The organism is Paraburkholderia dioscoreae (genome assembly GCF_902459535.1).
Classification (GTDB): Bacteria; Pseudomonadota; Gammaproteobacteria; order Burkholderiales; family Burkholderiaceae; genus Paraburkholderia; species Paraburkholderia dioscoreae.
Genome location: NZ_LR699553.1, coordinates 3,993,135 through 4,017,817, shown reverse-complemented (window position 1 = coordinate 4,017,817; position 24,683 = coordinate 3,993,135). Strand labels below are relative to the sequence as shown.

14 protein-coding genes, 2 tRNA genes and 3 rRNA genes are annotated in these 24,683 nt (G+C 60.0%); 15 read left to right on the top strand and 4 right to left on the bottom strand.

The genetic code is table 11. The annotated features are described in order from the left end of the window. Window positions 1-34: 34 nt before the first annotated feature. Window positions 35-1,237 carry a 3-oxoadipyl-CoA thiolase gene (gene pcaF / locus PDMSB3_RS18085; RefSeq protein ID WP_007180289.1) on the bottom strand — a complete coding sequence of 401 codons (1,203 nt, stop codon included), beginning with the start codon at window positions 1,235-1,237 and terminating at the stop codon, window positions 35-37. 138 nt (window positions 1,238-1,375) lie between these two features. After that, entirely contained in the window at window positions 1,376-3,076 is a 1,701-nt protein-coding gene (gene paaN, locus PDMSB3_RS18080) for a phenylacetic acid degradation protein PaaN (RefSeq protein WP_007180290.1), read from the bottom strand. Between the two features lie 137 nt (window positions 3,077-3,213). Here paaN and PDMSB3_RS18075 point away from each other — a divergent pair, with 137 nt between their 5' ends. The 6 genes from PDMSB3_RS18075 to rrf all read left to right on the top strand — a co-directional run bounded on the left by PDMSB3_RS18075 (window position 3,214) and on the right by rrf (window position 9,813). Then, the gene (locus tag PDMSB3_RS18075) at window positions 3,214-3,990 is read left to right on the top strand and encodes an enoyl-CoA hydratase (RefSeq protein ID WP_007180291.1); all 777 of its coding nucleotides are present in this window, start codon (window positions 3,214-3,216) and stop codon (window positions 3,988-3,990) included. A gap of 489 nt (window positions 3,991-4,479) precedes the next feature. Further along, window positions 4,480-6,010, top strand: a 16S ribosomal RNA gene (locus tag PDMSB3_RS18070). 78 nt (window positions 6,011-6,088) lie between these two features. After that, window positions 6,089-6,165, top strand: a tRNA-Ile gene (locus PDMSB3_RS18065). Window positions 6,166-6,230: 65 nt separating this feature from the next. After that, window positions 6,231-6,306, top strand: a tRNA-Ala gene (locus PDMSB3_RS18060). Window positions 6,307-6,606: 300 nt separating this feature from the next. Next, a 23S ribosomal RNA gene (locus PDMSB3_RS18055) occupies window positions 6,607-9,488 on the top strand. A 211-nt stretch (window positions 9,489-9,699) separates the two neighbouring features. Further along, window positions 9,700-9,813 (top strand): 5S ribosomal RNA (gene rrf / locus PDMSB3_RS18050). Together the 16S, 23S and 5S rRNA genes with 2 tRNA genes alongside form the textbook arrangement of a ribosomal RNA operon. 217 nt (window positions 9,814-10,030) lie before the next feature. On the opposite strand, the gene PDMSB3_RS18045 is transcribed toward rrf, so the two are convergent. Beyond that, window positions 10,031-11,227 (bottom strand): M20 aminoacylase family protein, encoded by a 1,197-nt coding sequence (locus PDMSB3_RS18045; protein WP_165187106.1) that lies wholly within the window; start codon window positions 11,225-11,227, stop codon window positions 10,031-10,033. Between the two features lie 180 nt (window positions 11,228-11,407). Between PDMSB3_RS18045 and PDMSB3_RS18040 the strand changes: the two genes are divergently transcribed. Together PDMSB3_RS18040 and PDMSB3_RS18035 are read left to right on the top strand one after the other, a co-directional pair. After that, window positions 11,408-13,486 (top strand): molybdopterin-containing oxidoreductase family protein, encoded by a 2,079-nt coding sequence (locus tag PDMSB3_RS18040; RefSeq protein WP_007180293.1) that lies wholly within the window; start codon window positions 11,408-11,410, stop codon window positions 13,484-13,486. Window positions 13,487-13,632: 146 nt separating this feature from the next. Further along, window positions 13,633-15,306 (top strand): long-chain fatty acid--CoA ligase, encoded by a 1,674-nt coding sequence (locus PDMSB3_RS18035; RefSeq protein ID WP_007180294.1) that lies wholly within the window; start codon window positions 13,633-13,635, stop codon window positions 15,304-15,306. Between the two features lie 210 nt (window positions 15,307-15,516). On the opposite strand, the gene PDMSB3_RS18030 is transcribed toward PDMSB3_RS18035, so the two are convergent. Beyond that, entirely contained in the window at window positions 15,517-16,686 is a 1,170-nt protein-coding gene (locus tag PDMSB3_RS18030) for a porin (protein ID WP_007180295.1), read from the bottom strand. 302 nt (window positions 16,687-16,988) lie between these two features. Here PDMSB3_RS18030 and coq7 point away from each other — a divergent pair, with 302 nt between their 5' ends. From coq7 to PDMSB3_RS17995, 7 genes are all read left to right on the top strand, one after another. Then, window positions 16,989-17,627 (top strand): 2-polyprenyl-3-methyl-6-methoxy-1,4-benzoquinone monooxygenase, encoded by a 639-nt coding sequence (gene coq7, locus PDMSB3_RS18025; protein WP_007180296.1) that lies wholly within the window; start codon window positions 16,989-16,991, stop codon window positions 17,625-17,627. A 477-nt stretch (window positions 17,628-18,104) separates the two neighbouring features. Beyond that, complete coding sequence (mraZ, locus tag PDMSB3_RS18020) at window positions 18,105-18,533, top strand: division/cell wall cluster transcriptional repressor MraZ (protein WP_165187104.1); 429 nt, start codon at window positions 18,105-18,107, stop codon at window positions 18,531-18,533. Between the two features lie 15 nt (window positions 18,534-18,548). Further along, window positions 18,549-19,502 carry a 16S rRNA (cytosine(1402)-N(4))-methyltransferase RsmH gene (gene rsmH / locus PDMSB3_RS18015; RefSeq protein ID WP_091798781.1) on the top strand — a complete coding sequence of 318 codons (954 nt, stop codon included), beginning with the start codon at window positions 18,549-18,551 and terminating at the stop codon, window positions 19,500-19,502. After that, on the top strand, window positions 19,499-19,849 hold the full coding sequence (gene ftsL / locus PDMSB3_RS18010) for a cell division protein FtsL (protein WP_007180299.1): 351 nt from the start codon (window positions 19,499-19,501) through the stop codon (window positions 19,847-19,849). Before rsmH ends, ftsL begins: the two co-directional genes overlap by 4 nt. After that, a complete protein-coding gene (locus PDMSB3_RS18005) occupies window positions 19,846-21,711 on the top strand; it encodes a peptidoglycan D,D-transpeptidase FtsI family protein (RefSeq protein ID WP_007180300.1) in 1,866 nt (621 codons plus the stop codon). Before ftsL ends, PDMSB3_RS18005 begins: the two co-directional genes overlap by 4 nt. After that, complete coding sequence (locus PDMSB3_RS18000; RefSeq protein ID WP_007180301.1) at window positions 21,708-23,264, top strand: UDP-N-acetylmuramoyl-L-alanyl-D-glutamate--2,6-diaminopimelate ligase; 1,557 nt, start codon at window positions 21,708-21,710, stop codon at window positions 23,262-23,264. The genes PDMSB3_RS18005 and PDMSB3_RS18000 overlap by 4 nt, the downstream gene beginning before the upstream one ends. Next, on the top strand, window positions 23,261-24,673 hold the full coding sequence (locus PDMSB3_RS17995; RefSeq protein ID WP_007180302.1) for a UDP-N-acetylmuramoyl-tripeptide--D-alanyl-D-alanine ligase: 1,413 nt from the start codon (window positions 23,261-23,263) through the stop codon (window positions 24,671-24,673). Before PDMSB3_RS18000 ends, PDMSB3_RS17995 begins: the two co-directional genes overlap by 4 nt. Window positions 24,674-24,683 lie beyond the last annotated feature (10 nt).

Genomic DNA, 24,683 nt, shown 5'->3' with positions numbered 1-24,683 from the left:
GTCTCTTTGACCGATGGGCGCTGTGATGCTCGTGTCAGAGCCGCTCGATGACCAGCGCGATGCCCTGGCCCACGCCGATGCACATCGTGCAAAGCGCAAAGCGGCCGTTGATCCGTTCCAGCTGGTATAGCGCGGTCGTGATCAGACGCGCGCCCGACGCGCCCAGCGGGTGGCCGAGCGCAATGGCTCCGCCGTTCGGATTGACGCGCGGGTCGTCGTCGCGCAGACCGAGCGTACGCAGAACTGCCAGGCCTTGCGATGCGAACGCTTCGTTCAACTCGATCACGTCGAATTGTTCGAGCGTCATGCCGAGCTGCTTCAGCAGCTTTTGCGTGGCCGGCGCCGGGCCGATCCCCATGATGCGCGGCTCCACGCCCGCGGTCGCCATGCCCACCACGCGGGCGCGGCGGCGCAGGCCGTACTGATCGGCTGCCTGCTGGTTCGCGAGCAACAGCGCGCAGGCGCCGTCGTTCACACCCGACGCATTGCCGGCCGTCACGCTGCCGTCCGGACGAACCACGCCTTTGAGGTTGCCCAGGCTTTCGAGCGACGTTTCGCGCGGGTGTTCGTCGAGCAGCACGCGCACGGGGTCGCCTTTCTTCTGCACGATCTCGACGCCGACAATCTCCTGGGCCAGCGTTCCGTCCTGCTGGGCGCGAGCCGCCTTTTGCTGGCTTGACAGCGCAAACATGTCCTGATCCGCACGGCTCACGCTGAATTCAACGGCGACGTTTTCCGCGGTTTCAGGCATCGAATCGACGCCATACTGACGTTTCATCAGCGGATTGATGAAGCGCCAGCCAATGGTCGTGTCGTAAATGTCAGCCTGGCGGGAGAACGCGCCAGTAGCCTTGCCCATGACGAACGGCGCACGTGTCATGCTTTCGACGCCGCCGGCGATCATCAGGCGCGCTTCGCCCGCCTTGATGGCGCGCGCCGCGGTGCCGACCGCGTCCATACCCGAGCCGCACAGGCGGTTGATGGTGGCGCCCGGCGCCTCAGTGGGCAGGCCGGCCAGCAACGCCGACATGCGCGCAACGTTGCGGTTGTCTTCGCCCGCCTGGTTGGCGCAGCCGTAGATCACGTCGTCGAGGGCGCGCCAGTCGACGCCGGGATTGCGGTCGATCAACGCCTTGATCGGCACCGCGCCGAGGTCGTCGGCGCGGACATCCTTCAGGGCGCCGCCGTAGCGGCCGATTGGGGTGCGAATCGCATCGCAAATGAAGGCGTCGTTCATAGGGATTCCTGCTGGGCGGATCGGCGCGAGATGCCGATCCGATGTCTCATGTTAGTTGGGGCGCACAGCCCGGTCCATTCGGCCAAACGGCATAGGACGAAGCTGTGTTTTGTCTTATGCCACTTTGTCTTATGCCATTCAGCCAGCTACCGCCGGCGCTGCTTTCGGTTCAACATGAACGCGGCTTTGAATTACGCGGAAGCGATTCGCGACGAAGGCCGCGTCAGCCAGCGCTGCATTGGCTGCAGGGTTCGCGCCCGTGCCGTGGAAGTCCGAAAAGGCCGCCGACTGATTGACGAATACACCGCCGGTCAGATTGATCGACAAGGCCACGCCACCCCGAATGGATGCTTCGTGCGCCTGTTCGAGCACCGCTTCGTCCGTGCTGTAGACCGACAACGTCAGTGCGCCATGTTCGGCAGCGATTGCGCCGGCGAGGTCGAGCGACTGCGCAGTCGAGTCCGTCGCGATCACGAAAGAGATCGGGCCGAACCATTCTTTGGTGAACTGCGCGTAGTCGGTCGCGGCATCCAGCTGAACCACGAGCGGCGTGCGCACGCGGGCGCCCGCAAAAGCGGGATGCTCAAGCGTCTGGCTTTCGACGAGAACCCGACCAGTTTTTGCGGCTTCGCCAATGCGTTGCGCCACACCTTCGTTTTGAATCGCACCGAGTATTTCGACCGCTCGGGCCGGGTCGGAGACGAGTTTTTGCACGGCGCCGGCAATGGCTTGAGCAACTTCGTCAAACCCGAGCGTGCCTTCCGCGGTGCGGATGCCGCCGCGCGGCACGTAGATGTTTTGCGGCGCGGTGCACATCTGGCCCGAGTACAGCGCGAGCGAGAAGGCGATATTGCGGGCAACGGCTTTGATGTCGTCCACCGAGTCGATCACGATCTGGTTCACGCCGGCTTTTTCGGTGTAAACCTGCGCCTGATGCGCATTGCGCTCGAGCCACGTGCCGTTTTGCGTGCTGCCAGTGAAGTCGATGAGCTTGATTTCCGGGCGCAGGGCCAATTCCTGGACGAGCGCGCCGTCATTCGGTTCGGTGGCCAGCAAGGTGATGACGTTCGGATCGAAACCTGCTTCGCGCAGAACATCGCGCGCAATGCGTGCAGTCAGGGCGAGCGGCAGAATTGCGCCCGGATGCGGCTTGACGATGACCGTGTTGCCTGTGGCCAGATCGGCGAAGAGGCCCGGATAGCCGTTCCACGTCGGGAAGGTGCAGCAGCCGAGTACCAGGCCGGTGCCGCGCGGCACGACGGTGTAATGCTTGTGCATGGCGAGCGGCGGATTCTTGCCTTGCGGCTTTTCCCAGTGGGCGTCGCCGGGAATGCGGCGCAATTGGTCCCACGCGTATGCGACGGCTTCCAGCGCGCGGTCTTGTGCGTGCGGACCGCCGGCCTGGAACGCCATCATGAACGCCTGACCGGTCGTGTGCATCACGCTGTAACCAATTTCGAAGCTGGCGCGATTCACTCGGGCAAGGATCTCGAGGCACACGCCGATCCATGCCTGCGGGCCAGCCGCGCGCCAGTCGCGCTGGGCAGCGGCGGCGGCCGCGATCAATGCGGCGGGGTCGGATTTCGGGTAGCGCACGCCGAGCGGGAATCCGAACGGCGAGACTTCGGCACCGACAGTTTCGCCCGTCGACGGTTGGTCCAGTTGGAACGTCGTGTTGAGATGCGCTTTGAATGCGGCTTCGCCGTCTGCGTTAGCTGTTTCCCCGTACACTTTCGGACTGGGCATTTCGACGAACGGGCTCCAGTAGCCGCGCGTTTCGATCGCGGCGAGTGCCTTTTGCAGTGTGTCTTCGTGCTTGGTGAATAGCGGATGTGTCATGACAGAGGGACTTGGCTTGTACGTTGGGGAAAGCCCGTCGAATAATTGACCGACCGGTTGGTTGGGGAATGTTAGCATTATTAGGATGACCGCGCGAAGTGTTTTCGCGCGCGATGTTTCTACCCTTAGGAGGTGGCATGGCTTACGAGAATATTCTGGTTGAGACGCAGGGGCGGGTTGGGTTGGTCACTTTGAATCGCCCAAAGGCGCTGAACGCTTTGAACGACGCCTTGATGGACGAACTGGGAGCGGCGTTGCGCGAGTTCGATGCCGACGACGCGATCGGTGCGATCGTGGTGACTGGCAGCGAGAAGGCGTTCGCGGCCGGTGCCGACATCGGCATGATGTCCACTTATACCTATATGGATGTTTACAAGGGGGACTACATCACCCGCAACTGGGAAACGGTCCGCTCCATCCGCAAGCCGATCATTGCAGCGGTGGCCGGCTTTGCGCTCGGCGGCGGCTGCGAATTGGCGATGATGTGCGACATCATTTTTGCCGCTGACACGGCGAAGTTCGGTCAGCCGGAAATCAAGCTCGGCATCATGCCGGGTGCCGGAGGTACGCAGCGGTTGCCGCGCGCCGTCTCCAAGGCGAAGGCAATGGACCTTTGCCTGACCGCGCGTTTCATGGATGCCGCCGAAGCCGAGCGTGCCGGCTTGGTGTCGCGTGTTATTCCGGCTGCTTCTCTGATTGACGAGGCGATAGCCGCGGCTGCCACGATCGCAGAATTCCCGCTGCCGGCCGTGATGATGGTGAAGGAATCGGTTAATCGCGCTTATGAGACGACGCTCGCGGAAGGTGTGCATTTCGAGCGCCGCCTGTTCCATTCGCTCTTCGCTACCGAAGACCAGAAGGAAGGCATGGCCGCGTTCGTGGAGAAACGCAAACCGGTTTTCAAACATCGTTAATACGCTTGTCAAAATAACGCTTGCAAGGCGGAGTCTGTCTCGCTAGAATCTCGCTCTTTCGTGCTTCGGACAACGGAGTGCGGGAGGCGGGAGAGCCAGTAGTGGCAAGGCTTTCAGCGAAGTGGGCGGGTTAGGCAAGTTGGAAAAACCTGTTGACGACGTAGCGAAAGTTCTTCATAATCTCGTTTCTCTGCTGCTGATGCAGCGACGCAGAACGAAGCGGTGCCGGGTGGTTGTGAGGTTGGCAATTGCGGTGGTGGCGGTTCGGTAGTGAATGCGTACCGATCTTTAAAAATTAACAGCCGATAAGTGTGGGCGCTTGATGCGCGATGCGAGGCGGATCCTTCGGGGTCTGCCGAGAAGCGAAAGTATCAAGTCTCACACAGTAATGAAAGGAAGGTTTGACTGTCGCAAGATGGTTGGATCATTCGTCAGTACGTTGAGTGAGCGACCGGTCTCGGAAGAGACCGAAAAAACAGTAACAGGTTTGAACTGAAGAGTTTGATCCTGGCTCAGATTGAACGCTGGCGGCATGCCTTACACATGCAAGTCGAACGGCAGCACGGGGGCAACCCTGGTGGCGAGTGGCGAACGGGTGAGTAATACATCGGAACGTGTCCTGTAGTGGGGGATAGCCCGGCGAAAGCCGGATTAATACCGCATACGCTCTGCGGAGGAAAGCGGGGGATCTTAGGACCTCGCGCTACAGGGGCGGCCGATGGCAGATTAGCTAGTTGGTGGGGTAAAGGCCTACCAAGGCGACGATCTGTAGCTGGTCTGAGAGGACGACCAGCCACACTGGGACTGAGACACGGCCCAGACTCCTACGGGAGGCAGCAGTGGGGAATTTTGGACAATGGGGGCAACCCTGATCCAGCAATGCCGCGTGTGTGAAGAAGGCCTTCGGGTTGTAAAGCACTTTTGTCCGGAAAGAAATCCTCTGCCCTAATATGGCGGGGGGATGACGGTACCGGAAGAATAAGCACCGGCTAACTACGTGCCAGCAGCCGCGGTAATACGTAGGGTGCAAGCGTTAATCGGAATTACTGGGCGTAAAGCGTGCGCAGGCGGTTCGCTAAGACAGATGTGAAATCCCCGGGCTTAACCTGGGAACTGCATTTGTGACTGGCGGGCTAGAGTATGGCAGAGGGGGGTAGAATTCCACGTGTAGCAGTGAAATGCGTAGAGATGTGGAGGAATACCGATGGCGAAGGCAGCCCCCTGGGCCAATACTGACGCTCATGCACGAAAGCGTGGGGAGCAAACAGGATTAGATACCCTGGTAGTCCACGCCCTAAACGATGTCAACTAGTTGTCGGGTCTTCATTGACTTGGTAACGTAGCTAACGCGTGAAGTTGACCGCCTGGGGAGTACGGTCGCAAGATTAAAACTCAAAGGAATTGACGGGGACCCGCACAAGCGGTGGATGATGTGGATTAATTCGATGCAACGCGAAAAACCTTACCTACCCTTGACATGTATGGAAGTCCGCTGAGAGGTGGACGTGCCCGAAAGGGAGCCATAACACAGGTGCTGCATGGCTGTCGTCAGCTCGTGTCGTGAGATGTTGGGTTAAGTCCCGCAACGAGCGCAACCCTTGTCCCTAGTTGCTACGCAAGAGCACTCCAGGGAGACTGCCGGTGACAAACCGGAGGAAGGTGGGGATGACGTCAAGTCCTCATGGCCCTTATGGGTAGGGCTTCACACGTCATACAATGGTCGGAACAGAGGGTCGCCAACCCGCGAGGGGGAGCCAATCCCAGAAAACCGATCGTAGTCCGGATCGCACTCTGCAACTCGAGTGCGTGAAGCTGGAATCGCTAGTAATCGCGGATCAGCATGCCGCGGTGAATACGTTCCCGGGTCTTGTACACACCGCCCGTCACACCATGGGAGTGGGTTTTACCAGAAGTGGCTAGTCTAACCGCAAGGAGGACGGTCACCACGGTAGGATTCATGACTGGGGTGAAGTCGTAACAAGGTAGCCGTATCGGAAGGTGCGGCTGGATCACCTCCTTTCCCGAGCTGACGTGTCAAACGTTGAGCGCTCACGCTTATCGGCTGTGAAATTGAAGACAGATACGCAGACGGACTCAGGGGTCTGTAGCTCAGTCGGTTAGAGCACCGTCTTGATAAGGCGGGGGTCGATGGTTCGAATCCATCCAGACCCACCACTGATTCTGCGGTGGCTGACCGGTGAACCCCTTGGGATGAAAGCAGATCTGATCTGTGCATGACTGGGGGATTAGCTCAGCTGGGAGAGCACCTGCTTTGCAAGCAGGGGGTCGTCGGTTCGATCCCGTCATCCTCCACCAATCCTCAATGCGTAGCGTTCTGCGAGAGAAGCAGAGCGTTGTGCATTGGCGATTGAGCCAGTCAGAGTGATACGCGGTTATGGCAATCGCGATATCGGCTGTCGTTCTTTAACAATCAGGAAGAAGTAGTAAAGAGATTCACGAAAGGTCACTTAGAGATGGGTGATTGAGTAGGTGAATCAGGGTTGTGATTGTATCAATGTATTTTAAAGGTGATCGAAAGATTGCTTTGGAATACGGCGCAACACGAATACTCAACCTGTAGCGGCATGTGACTCGAGAGAGACACACCCGTTATAGGGTCAAGCGAACAAGTGCATGTGGTGGATGCCTTGGCGATCACAGGCGATGAAGGACGCGGTAGCCTGCGAAAAGCGGTGGGGAGCTGGCAAACGAGCTTTGATCCACCGATATCCGAATGGGGAAACCCGGCCCGTATGGGTCATCCGTAGCTGAATACATAGGCTACGTGAAGCGAACGCGGTGAACTGAAACATCTAAGTAACCGCAGGAAAAGAAATCAACCGAGATTCCCAGAGTAGTGGCGAGCGAAATGGGACCAGCCTGTACTCTTTATCTTCATTGTTAGTCGAAGGCTCTGGAAAGTGCCGCCATAGCAGGTGATAGCCCTGTAGACGAAAACAGCGAGGAAGAACTGGGTGTACGAGAAGTAGGGCGGGACACGTGAAATCCTGTCTGAAGATGGGGGGACCATCCTCCAAGGCTAAATACTCGTGATCGACCGATAGTGAACCAGTACCGTGAGGGAAAGGCGAAAAGAACCCCGGGAGGGGAGTGAAACAGATCCTGAAACCGCATGCATACAAACAGTCGGAGCCTTCGCAAGGGGGTGACGGCGTACCTTTTGTATAATGGGTCAGCGACTTACATTCAGTGGCAAGCTTAACCGATTAGGGCAGGCGTAGCGAAAGCGAGTCCGAACAGGGCGATTCAGTCGCTGGGTGTAGACCCGAAACCAGGTGATCTATCCATGGCCAGGATGAAGGTGCGGTAACACGTACTGGAGGTCCGAACCCACTAACGTTGAAAAGTTAGGGGATGAGCTGTGGATAGGGGTGAAAGGCTAAACAAACCTGGAAATAGCTGGTTCTCTCCGAAAACTATTTAGGTAGTGCCTCGTGTATCACCTTCGGGGGTAGAGCACTGTCATGGTTGTGGGGTCCATTGCGGATTACTACGCCATAGCAAACTCCGAATACCGAAGAGTGCAATCACGGGAGACAGACATCGGGTGCTAACGTCCGGTGTCAAGAGGGAAACAACCCAGACCGCCAGCTAAGGTCCCCAAATATTGCTAAGTGGGAAACGAAGTGGGAAGGCTAAAACAGTCAGGAGGTTGGCTTAGAAGCAGCCATCCTTTAAAGAAAGCGTAATAGCTCACTGATCGAGTCGTCCTGCGCGGAAGATGTAACGGGGCTAAGCAATATACCGAAGCTGCGGATGCACATTTATGTGCATGGTAGGAGAGCGTTCCGTAAGCCTGCGAAGGTGCATTGAAAAGTGTGCTGGAGGTATCGGAAGTGCGAATGCTGACATGAGTAGCGATAAAGGGGGTGAAAGGCCCCCTCGCCGTAAGCCCAAGGTTTCCTACGCAACGTTCATCGGCGTAGGGTGAGTCGGCCCCTAAGGCGAGGCAGAAATGCGTAGCTGATGGGAAGCAGGTTAATATTCCTGCACCATTGTTAAATGCGATGGGGGGACGGATCGCGGAAGGTTGTCCGGGTGTTGGAAGTCCCGGTCCTTGCATTGGAGAAGGCGCTTTGGCAAATCCGGGCGCGGAATTCAAGGGTGCGAGGCCATTCACTTAGGTGAAGAAGCAATCGGAAGTGGTTCCAAGAAAAGCCTCTAAGCTTCAGTTTAACAGGACCGTACCGCAAACCGACACAGGTGGGCGAGATGAGTATTCTAAGGCGCTTGAGAGAACTCGGGAGAAGGAACTCGGCAAATTGGTACCGTAACTTCGGGATAAGGTACGCCCCTGTAGCCTGACTGGCCTGCGCCAGAAGGGTGAAGGGGTTGCAATAAACTGGTGGCTGCGACTGTTTAATAAAAACACAGCACTCTGCAAACACGAAAGTGGACGTATAGGGTGTGACGCCTGCCCGGTGCCGGAAGATTAAATGATGGGGTGCAAGCTCTTGATTGAAGTCCCGGTAAACGGCGGCCGTAACTATAACGGTCCTAAGGTAGCGAAATTCCTTGTCGGGTAAGTTCCGACCTGCACGAATGGCGTAACGATGGCCACACTGTCTCCTCCCGAGACTCAGCGAAGTTGAAGTGTTTGTGATGATGCAATCTCCCCGCGGCTAGACGGAAAGACCCCATGAACCTTTACTGTAGCTTTGCATTGGACTTTGAACCGGTCTGTGTAGGATAGGTGGGAGGCTTTGAAGCGTGGACGCCAGTCTGCGTGGAGCCGCCCTTGAAATACCACCCTGGTTTGTTTGAGGTTCTAACCTTGGTCCGTTATCCGGACTGGGGACAGTGCATGGTAGGCAGTTTGACTGGGGCGGTCTCCTCCCAAAGTGTAACGGAGGAGTACGAAGGTACGCTAGGTACGGTCGGAAATCGTGCTGATAGTGCAATGGCATAAGCGTGCTTAACTGCGAGACCGACAAGTCGAGCAGGTGCGAAAGCAGGTCATAGTGATCCGGTGGTTCTGTATGGAAGGGCCATCGCTCAACGGATAAAAGGTACTCTGGGGATAACAGGCTGATACCGCCCAAGAGTTCATATCGACGGCGGTGTTTGGCACCTCGATGTCGGCTCATCTCATCCTGGGGCTGTAGCCGGTCCCAAGGGTATGGCTGTTCGCCATTTAAAGAGGTACGTGAGCTGGGTTTAAAACGTCGTGAGACAGTTTGGTCCCTATCTGCCGTGGGCGCTGGATATTTGAAGGGGGCTGCTCCTAGTACGAGAGGACCGGAGTGGACGAACCTCTGGTGTACCGGTTGTCACGCCAGTGGCATCGCCGGGTAGCTATGTTCGGAAGAGATAACCGCTGAAAGCATCTAAGCGGGAAACTCGCCTTAAGATGAGATATCCCCGGGGCTTCGAGCCCCTTGAAGGGTCGTTCAAGACCAGGACGTTGATAGGTCAGGTGTGGAAGCGCAGTAATGCGTTAAGCTAACTGATACTAATTGCCCGTAAGGCTTGATCCTATAACAGGTGTGTTTTGTGCCGGTCATGGCGGATGCTTCAGCATTTACCAGGACCCCACCCCCGAAGGGGGCAGGACACCACGCACGGTTGAGATCAGTGTTGTGCCAGAAACAACACAACCCCCCGAATCTCCCTCTGGTGAGCATCACCAGAAACTACTTCTTCCCGATTGGCGGTATTGCCCCATGGGCAGTACGGCAACAAGTCATGCCTGATGACCATAGTGAGTCGGTCCCACCCCTTCCCATCCCGAACAGGACCGTGAAACGACGCCACGCCGATGATAGTGCGGATTACCCGTGTGAAAGTAGGTCATCGTCAGGCTCCCCCGCAGCAGACAGAAACCCCACCCCAAAAAGGTGGGGTTTCTGCGTTTACCAACCCCTCCACACCGCCCTTACAGAACCGGATCAGCGCGAAAACCCGACACGAATCCGACTAGGTGCGTTCCGCGTTCAGGCGAGGCATCTCATCCACGCAGCACGACGGGAGCCCCAGGCGACGAACTAATCAACTGCCTGAAGCCTCTCCCGTAAGAATTCTATTTCTCTCGCGCCAAGAACCGTTGGGCAAGCCGCACCCAGTATGTCGAGCCGATCGGCAACAACTCGTCATTGAAGTCATAGCTCGCGTTATGCAGCGTACACGGACCTGCGCCGTGGCCCGAATCTCGGTGGCCGCCGTCGCCATTGCCCAGAAAGGCGTAGCAACCCGGTTTAGCGAGCAGCATGAAGGAAAAGTCCTCTGCGCCCATCGTCGGCTCAACCGCGTCGTCGACATTTTCTGCGCCGACAATTTCTTTCATGACCGTCGCGGCGAAGCGGGCCTCTTCGCTACTGTTGATCGTTGGCGGATAGTTGCGGTGGAACTGAATATCGACGGAGCAATCGTAGGCTTCCGCAGTGCTCTCTGCGATCTTGCGCATCCGCGCTTCGATCAGATCGAGGGTCTCGGTTGTAAATGTCCGTACGGTACCTGCGATCCACGCATTGTTCGGGACAACATTGACCGCATCGCCGGCGTGAATCTGAGTGATTGACAACACAGCGGTGTCGAGCGGCTTTTTATTTCGCGTGATGATGCTCTGCAGTCCATTCGCGATCTGCACTGCGGTAAAAACGGGATCGCGACCATTGTGCGGTAGCGCAGCGTGTGAGCCGACCCCTTTGATTTCAATGCGAAATTCGTTGCTCGATGCCATGATCGGACCTTCGGTCACACCGAAGTGACCCGCCGCCATGCCTGGCCAGTTATGAATGCCGAACACTGCGTCGACCGGAAACTTCACAAACAGGCCGTCGTCGATCATGGCCTGCGCACCGGCGCCTCCTTCTTCGGCGGGCTGGAAAATAAACACAATCGTGCCGTCAAATTCGCCGTGTTTGATCAGGTGCCGCGCGGCACCGAGAAGCATCGCGGTATGTCCATCATGGCCGCACGCGTGCATTTTGCTGTCGTTTTTCGACCGATGATCGAAGCTGTTCAGTTCCTGTATCGGCAACGCATCCATATCAGCACGCAGACCAATGGAGCGTGAACCATTGCCGCGTTTCAGTACGCCAACCACGCCGGTTTTGCCCAATCCCCGGTGCGTTTCGATACCCCACGACTCAAGCGTTCGTGCAACCAGATCTGCTGTCGCTGTCTCTTCGTAACGCAATTCCGGATGGGCGTGGATCGTTCGTCGGAGAGTCTGGATTTCGCCGTGAGCGGCTTGGATTTCGGGAATCAGTTTCATGACGGAGTGGTGATACGTGTGTGCTTTGGCTTGCGTGGAATCGCTCGGGGACGCGTCGGCCCGGGCACGGTCATGACCGATTCTACGCCGAAGATATTTTTGGCGGGGCAGTGCAGGCCAAGCGGTACTCGACGTAATAGAATCCCGCATTGTTCTATCGTTCCCCACGACGGACCGCCGATGAATGCTCCGACTGAACACGCTCGCGCCGTATGCCCGCACGATTGCCCCGACACGTGCGCGATGCGCGTGACGGTCGAGTCCGGCCGGGCGATCAAGGTCGTCGCCGATCCCGAGCATCCTCCAACGCAAGGCGCGCTGTGCACCAAGGTCAGCCGCTACGCTGAGCGCGTGCATCACCCGCAGAGACTGACGCGACCGATGAAGCGTGTCGGCCGTAAAGGCGAGGGGCGCTTTGAGCCGGTCGGCTGGGACGAGGCGTTCCAACTCGCGGCTCGCCGCCTGTCGGAAATTGCACACCGGGCGCCGGAGGCAATCCTCCCCTACAGCTATGCCGGCACAATGGGCTTGATTCAGGGCGACAGCATTGCGCAACGGTTCTTCCATAAGCTCGGCGCATCACAACTCGATCGCACGATTTGCGCGGCCGCCGGCGCGGCCGGGCTGAAGTACACCTATGGCGCGAGCCTCGGCATGCTCACCGAGTTTTTCGACGAAAGCGAAGTCATCCTCATCTGGGGCTCGAATCCGATTGCATCGAACCTCCATTTCTGGACCCGCGCTCAACAGGCCAAACGCCGCGGTGCGCGGCTGATCGCAATCGATCCGTACCGCTCGCTGACGGCCGAAAAATGCCATCAGCACATCGCTTTGAAACCAGGCACTGACAGCGCCCTGGCGCTCGGTATGATCAACGTGTTGATCAGGGAAAATCTGCTCGATCACGCTTACATCGAAGCTCACACGTTTGGTTTTGAAGAGCTGAAAGCCCGCGCGCTCAGTTACCCGCCGTCGCGCGCTGCGGAAATCTGCGGTATTGATGAACGGGCGATCGTCGATCTCGCACGACTTTACGGTGGCACCAGAAAGGCTGCAATCCGCATGAACTACGGCCTGCAACGCGTGCGCGGCGGCGGCAATGCAGTGCGCGCGATCGCTTGCCTGCCGTCGCTCACGGGTGCGTGGCGCGAGAGAGCGGGGGGCGTGTTGCTGTCGTCGGGCGGTTGGGCGCCGGTCGATTCGTATGCGTTGCAGCGTCCGGACCTGATGCCGGGTTGGCCGACCAGGACGAACCGCGTCATCAATATGAATGCGATCGGCGACGCGCTACTGCACACGGGCGACGCCGCGTTCGGCCCCAAAGTCGAAGCGATCGTCGTCTACAACTCGAATCCGGTGGCTGTCGCGCCAGATTCGGAGCGAGTCGCCGCGGGTTTCGCGCGCGAAGATCTGTTCACAATCGTCCTCGAGCATTTCCAGACCGACACCGCCGACTACGCCGATCTGTTGCTGCCCGCGACAACTCAGCTGGAGCACCTCGACGTTCACAAGTCGTACGGCCACACGCACGTAATGGTCAACCTGCCGGCAATCGCGCCGGTCGGTGAAGCGCTTCCGAACACGGAGATTTTTCGCGGCATCGCGCGTCATATGGGTCTCGACGAGCCCGCGCTGTTCGAGAGCGACGAGACCGTCGCGCAGGCGGCGTTCCGCTGGCAAGACAGAACGCTCAAAGGCGTAGATTGGGAGACCCTGAAGAAGACGGGCTGGGCCAGGCTGAATCTGCCCGATGCGCCTTTCGCCGAAGGTGGTTTCCAAACGCCGTCCGGTAAATGCGAGTTCTACAGCGAGCGCCTTGCGCAACAGGGACTCGACCCACTGCCGGACTATCTGCCGCCCTACGAATCCGCTGACGGCGCGCCGGAACTTGCCGCCCGTTATCCGCTGGCGATGATTTCGCCACCCGCACGCAACTTCCTGAATAGCACCTTCGTGAACATCGAAAGTCTGCGTTCGACCGAAGGCGAGCCGCATCTCGACATGCATCCGGCCGACGCGCAATCGCGAGACATCGTCGACGGCGATCAGGTGCGCATCTTTAACGATCGCGGGTCGATGCAGGCGCGCGTCCGTGTCACCGATAAAGCACGTGAGGGGCTCGTGGTGGGCCTGTCGATCTGGTGGAAGAAACTTGCTCCCGACGGCCGCAATGCCAATCAGGTTACCAGCCAGGCGCTCACTGATCTGGGCGGATCGGCAACTTTCTATGACTGCCTCGTCGAAGTCGAGCGCGTCTGAAACAAGTTCAATCGTCCAGCGGTGCTCGTCTTTTGAGGGTTCGAGGCTGCAGTCTAACCCGGCCGCTTTTCGCAAATAATCGAGAGGTGCCCATGCTACGATGCGTTTTTAGCACGACCATTCGAAAATAAAGGAGGAGACGCTGCATGGACAAAATCTGGCTGAAATCTTATCCACCCGGCGTTCCCGCAGAGATTGACCCAACCCGCTACTCGTCGGTCGGAGAACTGCTCGAAGAAGCCTTTCGCGACCACCGCGCCAAGCCCGCGTTCGTCTGCATGGGCAAGGAAATCAGCTATGGCGAGCTCGACGCGCTTTCGCGCAAGCTGGCAGCGTGGTTTCAATCGAAGGGCCTGGCCCGCGGCGCGCGCATCGCGATCATGATGCCGAACGTGCTGCAATATCCGGTGGCGATTGCCGCTATTCTGCGCGCGGGCTACGTGGTCGTGAACGTGAACCCGCTTTATACCCCGCGTGAGTTAGAGCATCAGCTAAAGGACAGCGACGCGGAAGCGATCATTCTGCTCGAGAACTTCGCGGTCACGCTGCAGGCGATCGTACGCAACACGTCGATCAAGCATGTGGTTGTAGCCGCGATGGGTGATCTGATGGGCCTGAAGGGCACGCTGGTGAACTTCGTCGTGCGCAAGGTGAAAAAGATGGTGCCGGCGTGGAGCCTGCCGGGTCACGTCAAATTCAATACCGCGATCGCGGAAGGTGGACGTCAGAATTTCAAGCCGGTCCAGCAAGGTCCGAACGATGTCGCGTTTCTCCAGTACACGGGCGGCACGACGGGCGTAGCCAAGGGCGCGACGCTGCTGCATCGGAACCTGATCGCCAACGTGTTGCAGTCGGAAGTCTGGCTCGATCCGGTGCGCGCGAATCGTACGGACATCGATCAGTTCATCACCGTGGTTGCCTTGCCCCTGTATCACGTGTTTGCGCTGACGGTTTGCGGGTTGCTGACAATCCGTACCGGCGGCCTCGGCGTGCTGATTCCTAATCCGCGCGACATTCCGGGCATGATCAAAGCGCTTGAAGGGTATGCAATCACGACAATTCCCGCCGTCAACACGCTCTACAACGCGATGTTGAATAGCCCGGATTTCCATAAGCTCGATTTTTCGAAGCTGATCGCCGCGAACGGTGGTGGTATGGCGGTGCAGGAGGCTGTAGCCAAGCGCTGGTACGAGCAGACGCACACGCCGATCATTGAAGGCTACGGGTTGTCGGAAACGTCGCCGTGCGTGACCTGCAATCCGGTGACCGTCACCGAATACAGCGGGACAATCGGCTTGCCGCTGCCGTCGACGGAAATCTCGATTCGAGACGACGAAGGCAACGAAGTGCCGCTCGGCCAGCCGGGTGAAATCTGCATCCGGGGCCCGCAGGTAATGGCGGGTTACTGGAACCGGCCCGACGAAACGGCAAAAGTGATGACGGAGGATGGCTTCTTTAAATCGGGCGATGTCGGCCTGATGAACGAAGGTGGCTTCGTCAAGATCGTCGACCGCAAGAAGGACATGATTCTGGTGTCCGGCTTCAACGTCTATCCGAACGAAATCGAAGACGTGGTCGCCAAACTGCCGGGCGTGTTCGAAGTCGCCGCGGTCGGCGTGCCGGATCAGCATTCGGGCGAGGCGGTGAAACTGTTCGTCGTGAAGAAAGATCAGGCACTCACCGATGCGGACATCTTTGCGTACTGCAAGCAGCAACTGACCGGTTACAAGCGGCCGAAGATCGTCGAATTCCGTACCGAACTGCCGAAGAGCAACGTCGGCAAGATCCTGCGCCGCGAGTTGCGCGACGGGCGCGCGTAAGCGGGATCGCGAACCGATCACGCACGAAGTCGGCATGAAATAGCGTACAGCGGTAAACGGCAAAAGCCCGGCAGATGAAAATCTGCCGGGCTTTTTTCAGTTCTGCGTCACCGCTGCCGTGCGAGGCCCGTCCGCAGTAGTGCGCAGCGCAGCGCCATAAAAAAAGGCGCCCGAAGGCGCCTTTAAGGCAAACTGCTTTATTACGACTTATTAGAACTTGTGGCGGATACCGACGCGCGCCGTGAACTGGTTCTGGTTCGACGAACCCGTCAGGCCGTTGATGCCTGCCGTTGCGTCGACCACAGCGCCACCAGCGGTGACCGTGTCGCCCAGAGCGTGTTGATACACACCCGTCACGTACACGTCGGTACGCTTGGACAGGAAGTAGTCCACGCCAACTGCGCCTTGGTGGTACTGAGCACGCGAGTTGCCGTTGATTTCCGCGCCGCGCGTGTAGTCATACGCTGCGCCGACCAGCAATGCCGGGGTCAACTGATACTTGAAGTTCAGTTCGGCGTTGTTGAACGTAGCCGACTGGCCCTTGAACGGCGATGCGAACGAAGCGCCCAGGTTGCCGAAGCGGATGTTCGAGTACGTCACGCCGACCGTTGCTGCGCCGAACGTGTATGCGCCGCCTGCACCGATGACCTGGTACGTGTTAGCCGACGAGAATCCAGCGTAGACCGGCGACGTCACTGCACCTGCTGCCGTCGTAGCCGTACCGCCGTTGTTGAAGAGGCCACCCGAAGCTGCCGGGGTGCGTGCGTTCAAGTAGGCAACGCCCAAAACGAGGGGACCGTTGTTGTAGCCAGCGCCCAACGACCAGATCTGGTTCGACGTGACGTTGCCCGCGATGCCGCCGAAGCTGTACGTGCCGCCGAACGTCAGGCCGCCGTAGTTTGCGCTCGTGAACTTGACCGTGTTGTTGGTGCGGTATGCGTTGTTGAAGTTGTCGATATCGCCCGGGTGAGCAGCGATGTAGCCGCCCCACTGGTCGCCGGCTTCGAGCGGACCAACGTAGTCAACCACGGAGTCGTACTGACGACCCAGCGTGACCGTACCGAACTGGCTCGACAGGCCGACGTAAGCTTGACGACCGAACATCAGGCCGCCTTGACCGAGCTTGCCGTTGTTCACGTCAAAGCCGTTTTCCAACACGAAGATGGCCTTCAAACCGCCACCCAGATCTTCCGTGCCGCGCAGACCCCAACGCGAGCCTTGCAGAACGCCGCTCGACAGGTTGTACAGGTGCTTGCCACCCGAGTTGGTGTTGATGTTGAAGCCTTCGTCAATGATACCGTACAGGGTCACGCTGCTCTGAGCATGTGCGACGCCTGCGAATGCGCCCAGTGCTGCGAGAGCGAGAAGCGACTTTTTCATCGAATGATCTCCAAGGATTACGAATCTTTTGTACAAGGCGAATATTTATCTAGCGTTGAGGCCTTGCTTGTCCAACTTCGCGAGAAGTTGCACGTAATGTAACAAAAGGCCTACATGGCACAAAGAAAAAGGAGCGGGGCGGGAAGGCTCCTGTTTCGTTTACGCAACATGGTCTAAAATCAGAAACTGGCCGCCTGATTCACGCGGTTTGAAGGTTTCCGCGCAGCCCGAATTCAGCCGTAAAGCCTTATGGCACGGACCTGGCGGATCGATAAGGCGGTTGGTGAACGAGGGAGCGTTGAATGTTTCTGGACGAGTTGATTAGCGAGTTTGATCGGGGTTTACGCTCAATGACTGGCGTGTCGCGAATGAGCCGTCCGTTGCCGGTGCCGCAAGAATCCGCGGTGACGGAAGCGGCGCCCGAACTCTCACCGGCGGAGCGTGCGCACTCGGCCGGATTGATGCGCGTGAACCACGTCGGCGAGGTGTGCGCGCAGGCGCTCTATCAGGCTCAAAAACTCGCGACCAGGTCACCTTCGTTGCGCGCCGTGTTCAATCGCGCGGCAATCGAGGAAGAGGATCACCTCGCATGGACTGCGAAGCGTCTGGAAGCGCTCGACTCGCGCCCCAGTCTGTTGAACCCGCTCTGGTACACCGGCGCGCTGGCAATCGGCGTTGCAGCGGGGCGCATGGGCGACCGTGTCAGCCTGGGCTTCATGGCCGAAACCGAGCGTCAGGTGGAGCAGCATCTGGATAGCCATCTGGAGCAATTGCCGGCAGCCGACCGCGAGTCACGCGCAATCGTCGAACAGATGCGTGTGGACGAGGTGGAACATGGCAAGGCCGCAATGGAAGCCGGCGGAATCGAATTGCCGTTCCCCGTGCGCGGACTGATGCGTGCCGTGTCGAAAGTCATGACCCGTACGGCTTATTACATATAAGCTCGAGCTATCAGTTCGAGCGCTCCGCTCACGTACCTGCCGAAAGTGGGACGGCGCCTCGTGCGCCGTCGCCTGAAGTACCGGAAACGCCATCCGACACCTCCCGATCCCGCTTGACGATCTCTTTCAATCCGCGCCTTTCCCCTGCACTTTTCACGTATCACCTTCACAAGTTGCACTAGCTCATTCATTTATAACGGTTTTCCGTTTTATGTCTGGCGTGAAGGAGTCGCGCTAAGTCCTTGTTCTAACAAACAAAATTCGTCGCAAAAGCGCGCATCTCCCTTGACCCCTGTTTAGCGTTCCTCTAAAGTGGGAGACAGTGTGAGAAAGTGTATTTTTGTGTGATCTCACAGGCAGTTTCGGGTAGATTTTCACGAATCGGACAGCGGGCGCAAAAGCGCCACGAGCAACCAGGTTGCATGGGACCGGAGTAAAGCGCAAAAGCGCCAACTCCGGTCGACAGGGGAGAGCGAAGTGTTCCAAGGGGCGTCGGCGCTGACGCTCGATGCGAAAGGGCGGATGTCTATTCCCTCTCGGTATCGGGATGCGCTGCAAACACAGGCAGAGGGCCGGGTGACGATCACCAAGCACCCGGACGGCTGCCTGTTGCTCTTTCCTCGCCCGGAGTGGGAAATCTTTCGCGACAAGGTCGACAAGCTGCCCATGAACGCGACCTGGTGGAAGCGCATTTTTCTCGGCAACGCAATGGACGTGGATATGGACGGCGCAGGGCGCGTGCTCGTGTCGCCGGAATTGCGCACGGCCGGCGGGCTGGAAAAAGAAGTGACCTTGCTCGGCATGGGCCGTCACTTCGAGTTGTGGGATGCACAGACATACACCGCGAAGGAACAGGCGGCAATGGCAGAGGGCATGCCCGATGCCTTGAAAGATTTCACGTTCTGATCGCGGTTTACATATATGGCACCTGCGATGGGAAATGAATTGCAGCATCGCACGGTGCTGCTGGAAGAAGCGGTTCAGGCGCTGGTCACCCGCGCGGACGGCGTGTATGTGGACGGCACGTTCGGGCGCGGGGGGCATAGCCGGCTGGTGTTGGAGAAGCTGGGTGAGTCGGGACGTCTGATCGCTTTCGACAAAGACCCGCTCGCCATCGCCACGGCTCAGCAAATCACGGATCCGCGCTTTGGCATCGTGCACGAGAGTTTTGCTTCACTGCGCACCGCGATTGCGGAGCGCGGCGTAGGACGGGTGTCGGGCGTTTTGCTGGATCTGGGCGTGTCGTCGCCACAAGTCGACGATCCGGAGCGGGGCTTCAGCTTCCGCGCCGACGGCCCGCTCGATATGCGGATGGACCCGACGCGCGGCGAATCGGCTGCTGACTGGCTGGCGCGGGCCACGGTGCAGGAATTGACGGAGGTGATACGAGATTATGGGGAAGAACGGTTTGCTTTTCAGATTGCAAAGGCGCTTGTTGCTCGCCGGGCAGAGTCCGACCGTCTTGGGCCTCTCGTCAGCACGGGCGAGCTTGCCCAAATCGTGGCTAACGTCGTCAAAACCCGTGAGAAGGGCAAGGATCCGGCAACCCGCACCTTTCAAGCTATACGGATTCACATCAATCAAGAGCTTGCGGAGCTGCAAGTCGTTTTAGAAGCGGCGTTGTCGCTGTTGGAGCAAGGGGGGCGGCTGGTGGTCATCAGCTTTCATTCGCTCGAGGATCGGATCGTCAAGCGATTCATGCAGGCGCACGCCAGTACGCCTGCGGTGGATCGCCGTCTGCCGATTCGCGCAGTCGATCTGCCGAGCCCTCCGCTCAAGATCATCGGCCGCGTGTTCGCGAGCGACGCTGAAGTCGCCGCGAACCCGCGCGCCCGTTCTGCCGTGATGCGCGTGGCGGAGCGGATCGCACCATGAACCGCCTCAATATCTTCCTGCTGATTATCGTGATGGGCTGCGCCTTGTCGGTCGTCAACGCCACCAATCAGCAGCGTCAGATCTTTATCCAGTTGCAGCGCGCCCAATCGCAGGAGCGCCAGTTGCAGCAGGACTATTCGCAACTTCAATATCAGCAGAGCGCACTGTCGAAAACGTCGCGCATCGAGCAGATCGCCACTGATTCCCTGAAGATGCAATCGGTTACGACCGGCCGCACCCAGTACCTCACGCTCGATCCGGGCGCGGCGAAAGCCGAAGATGCGCCGATCCCGACTTCCGGCCCCGCATCGACGCCGGCGGCGACCCGTCGCGGAGGCGTGCGATGAAAAAATCGTCGGCTCGCAAGAGCGTGGCTTTCTCGGCCAATCCGATCCTGTCGGTGCGCCTGCCGATGTGGCGCTCCAAGCTCGTCGTGTTCATGCTTTTCATGGCGTTCGTCGCGCTCACCGCGCGCGCCTTCTGGATTCAGGGCCCGGGCAACGCGTTCTATCAGAAGCAGGGTGAAATCCGCTATCAGCGCCGGCTCGAACTGCCGGCCACGCGTGGCAAGATTCTCGACCGTAACGGTCTCGTGCTGGCCACGAGTCTGCCGGTGCGCGCGATCTGGGCGATTCCGGAATCGGTGCCGGACGACCTCGGCGCCGACAAGCTGACTTCGCTCGGCAAGCTGCTCGGCATGACGAACAAGGAATTGCGCACCAAGCTGTCGGAGGACAAAAACTTCGTCTACGTGAAGCGCCAGGTGCCGGTGGACATTGCCGAAAAAGTCTCCGCGCTGGAGATTCCCGGCATTTACGCGCGCGACGAGTACAAGCGCTTCTACCCGGAAGGCGAGATCACGGCTCACCTGATCGGCTTCACCAACGTGGAAGACGAAGGCCAGGAAGGCGTCGAACTCGGCGACCAGAAGCTGCTCGCCGGCGTGTCGGGCAGCCGGCGCGTGATTAAAGACCGCATGGGCCACATCATCGAGGACGTGGACGAGCAGGTCGTGCCGCACAACGGCCAGGACGTGGATCTCTCGATCGACAGCAAGATTCAGTACATCGCTTATACGAACCTGAAGGCGGCCGTCGAAAAATTCAAGGCGAAGGCCGGCGCGGCAATGGTGATCGACGTGCGCACCGGTGAAGTGCTGGCGCTCGTCAATTACCCCACATACAACCCGAACGACCGCACCCACCTGACCGGCGACCAGTTGCGCAACCGCATCCTGACCGACACGTTCGAACCCGGCTCGATCATGAAGCCGTTCACGGTCTCGCTCGCGCTCGATCTGCACCGCGTCACGCCGACTACACTGGTTGATACAGGCGGCGGCCGTTTCGTGCTTGACGGCGCGCCGATTACCGACGACAGCGCGTTCGGCGTACTGACGGTGGGCGGCGTGATCCAGAAGTCGAGCAACATCGGCGCGACGAAGATCGCCATGCAGCTCAAGCCCGAAGAGATGTGGAACATGTACACCAGCATCGGTCTCGGCCAGGCGCCGAAGGTCGGCTTCCCGGGCGCGGCGGCTGGCCGTCTGCGTCCGTGGAAGAGCTGGCGCCGCATCGAGCAGGCAACCATGTCGTATGGCTATGGTCTGTCGGTGTCGCTGTTCCAGTTGGGCCGCGCTTACACCGCGATCGCGCATGACGGCGAGATCATGCCGGTGTCGATCTTCCGCACGCCAGGCGATCAGCCGGCCACCGGCCCGCAGATCTTCGCGCCCACTACAGCGCGCGAAGTGCGCGCCATGCTCGAAACCGTCACGGCGCCGGGCGGCACCTCGCCGGATGCGGCGGTGCCGGGCTATCGCGTGGGCGGCAAAAGCGGTACGGCGTACAAGCACGGCGCGCACGGTTACGACCACTCCAAATATCGCGCGTCGTTCGTCGGCATGGCGCCCATGCCGAATCCGCGCATCGTCGTGGCCGTTTCGGTCGACGAACCGACGGCGGGCAGCCACTTCGGCGGTCAGGTGTCGGGCCCGGTGTTCTCGAGCATTGTCGGCGATACGCTGCGCTCGCTGAATGTGCCGCCGGACATGCCGGTCAAGCAAATGGTGGTGTCCGACGACTCGGCCCCGCCCGCACCGACTGCGCCCGCCACGCCTGCCACGGTCAAGAAACTCTCCACTAGCGCCGGCGCGAAGAAGATGACGATTTCCGCGAACGCGAAAAGCCATCCGGGAGTCGTGCGATGAGCGCGCTGCGTCACAAGCATCCCGCGCAGCGGCAGATCGCCGACGCTCTAACCTGGCTGCACGCTCACGTGCAGCCAGGCGCGCATCTGCACGCAGACACGCGCTCGCTCGCGGCCGGCGACGTGTTTTTCGCCTACGCAGTGGACGGCGCGGACAACCATCCGTTCATCGAGGGTGCGATCGAACGTGGCGCCGCCGCCGTGCTGGTTCAGCCCGAGGGCTTCAGCGGCGCGATCGATCCGTCGAACACGCTCGCCGTGCCGGCGTTGAACGAACTCGCGGGTTCGATCGCGAGCGGCTGGTACAACGACCCAAGCGACAGCATGCTGACGGTCGGCATTACCGGCACGAACGGCAAGACTTCGTGCAGCCAGTGGATCTCGGCGGCGCTGACGGCGCTCGGCACGCGTTGCGCGATCATCGGCACGCTCGGCACGGGTTTGCCCGGTCACCTGGTGCACACGGGTTTCACCACGCCCGACGCACCGCAACTGCAACGCAGCCTCGCGCAATTGCGCGACGCGGGCGCGCAGGCGGTCGCCATGGAAGTGTCGTCGCACGCGCTGCACCAGGGGCGCGTGAACGGCACGGCGTTCGACATCGCCGTGTTCACGAATCTCACGCAGGACCATCTCGACTATCACCAGACGTTCGAAGCCTACGAAGCCGCCAAAGCGCGCCTCTTCGCCTGGCCCGAACTGCGTGCGGCCGTGATCAATCGCGACGATGCAGCCGGCCGCCGTTTGCTCGCCAGCACGCAAGGCCATGCGCGCACGATTGCCTACGGCCTCGACAGCGAACAAGGCGCGCTGCAGGACGCGCCGCGAGCTGACGCGTTGCTGCTGGCCTCGAATGTGCGCGCCACGGCCACGGGCACCGCGTTCCATCTGAGCACCTCGGAGTGGGGCGATGCCGAAGTCGAAGTGCAAACGCTCGGCGCGTTCAACGTGAGCAATCTGCTCGGCGTACTGGGCGCGTTGCTTGCCGCCGACGTGCCGTTCGAAGCCGCGCTGGCCGAACTGGCGAAGCTCGAACCGGTGAACGGCCGCATGCAGCGTCTGGGCGGCCGCTTGCAGAACGACGAACCGCTCGTCGTGATCGATTACGCGCACACGCCGGATGCGCTGGAAAAGACGCTGGAGGCGCTGCGCCCGATGGCCGCCGCACGCGGTGGCGAACTGATCTGCATGTTCGGCTGCGGCGGCGATCGCGATGCGACCAAGCGTCCGCTGATGGGCGCGATCGCCGAGAAGATCGCCGACGGCGTCGTGCTGACCAGCGACAACCCGCGCAGCGAAGATCCGCAATCGATCATCGAGCAGATCGCGGCGGGTATGAAAGACGCGTCGAAGGCACGCCGTATCGAGGACCGCGCAAGCGCGATCCTGCAGGCGATCCGCAGCGCCGCGCGCGAAGACGTTATCGTGCTGGCCGGCAAGGGGCATGAAGCAACACAGGAAATCATGGGTAAGAAACGCGCTTTCTCCGATCAGGATCACGCTCGCCTCGCGCTGGCCGCGCGCGCGACGCAGGCACGCGGAGGTGGCGAATGAGCATGTTCTCGCTGCGTGAAGCTGCGGCGCTGATCCCGGGCTCGACCGTGCTCGGCGACGACAGCGTCGCTTTTGAACGCATCTCGACCGACAGCCGCAGCGCCGGCCCGGGCGATCTGTTCGTCGCGATCAAGGGCGACCGGTTCGACGCGCACGACTTCCTGCCGGACGTGGCCGCGCGTAACGTCACGGCGGCACTGGCCTCGCGCACGCCGCAAGACTGGAACGTGCCCACGCTGCAAGTCACCGACACGCGTGTAGGTCTGGGTGCGCTCGCACGCGGCTGGCGCCGCAAGTTCAGCATGCCGCTCGTCGCCGTGACGGGCAGCAACGGCAAGACCACGGTCAAGGAAATGATCGCGTCGATCTTCGCGGCCGCGGTCGGCGCCGACGCACGTCTCGCCACTGCGGGCAACTTCAACAACGACATCGGCTTGCCGCTCACGCTGTTCCGTCTGCACGCAGCACATCAACTGGCGGTAGTCGAACTCGGCATGAACCATCCGGGCGAAACCTCTGACCTCGCGAAAATCGCCGAGCCGACCGTCGCGGTAGTAAACAACGCACAGCGCGAGCACCAGGAATTCATGGCGACTGTCGAAGCCGTCGCGCTGGAACACGCAAGCGTGATTCACGCGCTCTCGCCCCAAGGTATCGCCGTGTTCCCCGCCGACGACGCTTACGCGAGCATCTGGCGAGTGGCCGCAACCGGCAACCGCATCATGGACTTCGCGCTGAACTCCGCGGAGCGCACCACTGAAGCTGCGGTAAAAGGCACGTTCGCCGGCAACATCTTGAGCATCGACACGCCGGAAGGCCATATCGAAGTCACGCTGCAAGTGCTCGGCGACCACAATGCGCACAACGCACTCGCCGCAACGTCAGCCGCTCTCGCCGCAGGCGTGTCGCTCGACGCGATCAGGCGCGGCCTCGAGTCGTTCGGCGCAGTAAAGGGCCGCTTGCAGGTGAAGCAAGCCGTACTCGGCACGCTCGCCGGCGCAACCGTGATCGACGACACCTACAACGCTAACCCCGATTCGATGCGCGCCGCAATCGACGTGCTCGCCCCGCGCCCCGCGCCCCGCGTGCTGGTGATGGGTGACATGGGCGAAGTCGGCGACAACGGTCCGGCGTTCCACCGCGAAATCGGCGCGTACGCGAGGGAACGCGGTATCGACGCGCTGTACGCAATGGGCGACGCCTCGCGCGACGCCTGCGCCGCGTATGGCGCGAACGCGCACCACGTCGCCGACGTCGGCACGCTGGTCGCGCAATTGCAGCAGGCCGGTTTCGGTCCTGCCGCAACGCTTCTCGTGAAAGGCTCGCGCTTCATGCAGATGGAGCGCGTGGTGGACGCCGTAACGAGTCCACAACCCAACGCAGCGGGCAGCACGCCCGCCGCACATTGAAATAGAAGGA